Genomic DNA, 2,842 nt, shown 5'->3' with positions numbered 1-2,842 from the left:
CCGCGAGAAATTCGACGCCGATTCGAGAGTGGCTCTGAGATCGGGCGAATCGATTCCTGACTTCTCAAGCGCCTCCAGCAGTCCCGCCCGATCGCTCAGGATGTGTCGCGCGGCGATCGCTACCGCGCGCTCAAGCTCGGGAGCCGAGAGTCGCCGAAGCTCCCATGTGTGTCCGCCGTAATGCTTGATGCCGCCAATCCAACCAACCGCTCTGTCTTGGTCGTCGAAGCCTCGACGCGGGTCAGGTAGTTGACCTGAATGGTTCTACTTTTTGCCCGCCGCGATGGCATCCGCAGTCTCCCGCCATGGCCGCACGTAACCGTTTATTCCGCGCAAGCGGCGCATCGCATCGTCGCCCGTAATCCCCAACCTGGCCAGCAATTGTGCGAACGATTCCATATTCTGATCGTCAGCCGGCCCGAAACATCCATAACATCCTCGGTTGAACTCGGGGCACAGCGCGCCGCATCCCGTGCGCGTCACCGGGCCCAGGCACGGCTCGCCACGCGCAACCACCACGCATACATTGCCGCGCCGCTTGCATTCCATGCACACGCTGTACGCCGGCAGAACCGGCTGCGCTTTTGACAACAGCGATCGTACCACCGCAAGCAGCTGATGCTTGTCGACGGGACAACCCCACACTTCGAAGTCCACGCGAACGTGCTCCGAGACAGGGGTCGAGGTGGAGAGCGTCGAGATGAACTCGGGGCTCGGATAGACGACGCGCCTGTACTGCTCGATATCAGCCCAGTTGCGCAACGCCTGAATTCCACCCGCGGTAGCGCAAGCACCGATCGTGACAAGAAAGCGGCTTTCCTCGCGCACCTTGACGATGCGGCGCGCATCGTCGGGAGTGGTGATGCTGCCCTCGACGAAAGCGATATCGTACGGCCCTTCGAGGGCGCGGCTCCGCGCCTCGGGAAAATAGACGAAGTCCACTTGTCCCGCGAGCTTGAGCAGTTCGTCCTCGGCGTTGAGGAACTGCAACTGGCATCCATCGCACGAGGCGAACTTGAATACTGCGACGCGAGGCTTCATAGGTTCGATGTTCCGAACAGCTCCCTGACCGTGCGATACGAAAACACGGGGCCGTCCTTGCACACGAAGTGCTCCCGGTATTGGCAATGGCCACAGAGTCCGACCGCACACTCCATGCGCCGTTCCATCGAGAGGTAGATCGCTTCCTCGTTAATACCCTTATGCCGCAGGGTTCGCGCCGCAAACCGCATCATCACCTCCGGTCCGCACATCATCACGATCGACGACGGCGGCGCCGTGAGTTCGTCGAAGAGCTCGGTCACTACCCCGATTTTGTAGTGCCAGCTTTTGTCGGGCTTATCCGTCGTGAGGTAAACCCTGGTGCGCGGCGCGCGGCGCCATTCGTCGAAGCGCTCACGGTACAGAAGATCGTTCGGTGTCTTCACGCCGTGCAGGATGTGCAAGTCGCCGTATTGGTCGCGACGTCGGAATATGTAGTTGATAAGCCCGACAACCGGCGCGCATCCGAGACCACCGGTTATGATCACCACGTCGCGCCCACACGCCTGCTCGACCGGCCATCCGTTGCCAAACGGACCGCGGATTCCCACCACGTCGCCGACTTTCCATCCAGCCATCACGCCTGTGACGCGCCCGGCTATGCGGATCGTGTGTTCAAGGTTTTCGGAATCGGCCGGGTCGGAGACGATCGAAATCGGAACCTCGCCGACGCCGAAAGCATAGAGCATGTTGAACTGCCCCGACTTGAAGCTGTACGCACGTCTCACGTCATTGTCGAGGAAGCGCATGGTGAAGGTGTAGATGCCGGCGGCCTCAGTGCGGCGCGCAGTGATGCGCGCGGGATATATCATGTAAGGAGTCACCCCTTCACCGGATGGGCGCGGATCTCCTTGATTTCCTCGGTCAGATCGATGCCCACTGGGCACCAGGTGATGCACCGGCCGCATCCGACGCATCCCGACGTGCCGAACTGATCGATCCACGAAGCCAGTTTGTGCGTGAGCCACTGGCGGTAGCGGTGCTCAATCTGCGGTCGGAAGTTGATTCCGTGGATATGCGCGTGCTCGAGGGAGAAGCACGAGTCCCACTTGCGCACGCGTCGGCTCATGTTGCCGTCTATCTCTTCCTGGCCAACCACGGCATGGCAGAAGCAGGTCGGGCAGACCATGGTGCAGTTCGTACATGAAAGGCATCGGGACGCGACGTCTTTCCAGCGCGGGTTCTCGGCTTCATCGTAGAGCAGGCGCGGCAGGTCCGCGGTATCGAGGCGGCGCTGCATGCCGGCAACACATCCGTCGATCCGAGCTCTTTCCGACGCGACTTCATCGTGCCCGGCGCCGCTCAAGCCGAGCTTCGCTGCGATCGCTTCACCGGCGGCTGAGCCGGCGCGCATCACAAAGCCTTGTTCCAACTCGGTCAGCGAAAGATCGAACCCGGTCGTCGCTTCCGGGCCGGTTTTCATCGAGACACAAAAGCAGGTCGGCGCGGAGCGAGTGCAGTTGACGGCGACCAGAAACGCATCCTTGCGCCGCGCCTGGTAGTGCGTGTCGTGAAAGCGGTCGTGCAGAAAGACACGATCCTGAACGGCGAGCGCCGCCAGGTCGCACGCGCGCACGCCGATAAATGCGAGACGTGCCGCCGCCGGCACTACTTCGCTGACCTTGAAGCCGCGCCGCTCGCGCTTTACTTCAAGCAGCGTTTCCTCGGGCGCGAAAAAAAACGGTTTGAGCGAGCCCGCTCCATTCACCACTCCGAATATTTCTCCGGCCGCGCCCTGCACGAGCCGATAGCGTCCGGGCTCCTGCGTATCGCGTAGCGCGACCGCCAGGTCGGATAGCTT

General features: G+C 61.7%; 3 protein-coding genes. All 3 read right to left on the bottom strand.

Annotated features, from left to right (window positions below; all coding sequences use genetic code 11):
• Positions 1–264: 264 nt before the first annotated feature.
• Positions 265–1,041 carry an NADH-quinone oxidoreductase subunit B family protein gene (locus tag VJX68_RS02160; protein ID WP_324093995.1) on the bottom strand — a complete coding sequence of 259 codons (777 nt, stop codon included), beginning with the start codon at positions 1,039–1,041 and terminating at the stop codon, positions 265–267.
• Complete coding sequence (locus VJX68_RS02155) at positions 1,038–1,853, bottom strand: FAD/NAD(P)-binding protein (protein WP_324093994.1); 816 nt, start codon at positions 1,851–1,853, stop codon at positions 1,038–1,040. The genes VJX68_RS02160 and VJX68_RS02155 overlap by 4 nt, the downstream gene beginning before the upstream one ends.
• A gap of 8 nt (positions 1,854–1,861) precedes the next feature.
• On the bottom strand, positions 1,862–2,842 hold a 981-nt coding region (locus VJX68_RS02150), incomplete at its 5' end, for a 4Fe-4S dicluster domain-containing protein (protein WP_324093993.1).

It is taken from the genome of Binatus sp. (SeqCode) (assembly GCF_035272065.1).
GTDB lineage: Bacteria > Desulfobacterota > Binatia > Binatales > Binataceae > Binatus.
Note: the sequence above shows the minus strand (reverse complement) of the source record. Positions and strands in the feature narration are given on the sequence as shown.

Excerpts from the sequence above, each read along its gene's own strand:
- VJX68_RS02155 (WP_324093994.1), bottom strand. The coding sequence starts at position 1,853 with ATGATATATCCCGCGCGCATCACTGCGCGCCGCACTGAGGCCGCCGGC.
- VJX68_RS02160 (WP_324093995.1), bottom strand. The coding sequence starts at position 1,041 with ATGAAGCCTCGCGTCGCAGTATTCAAGTTCGCCTCGTGCGATGGATGC.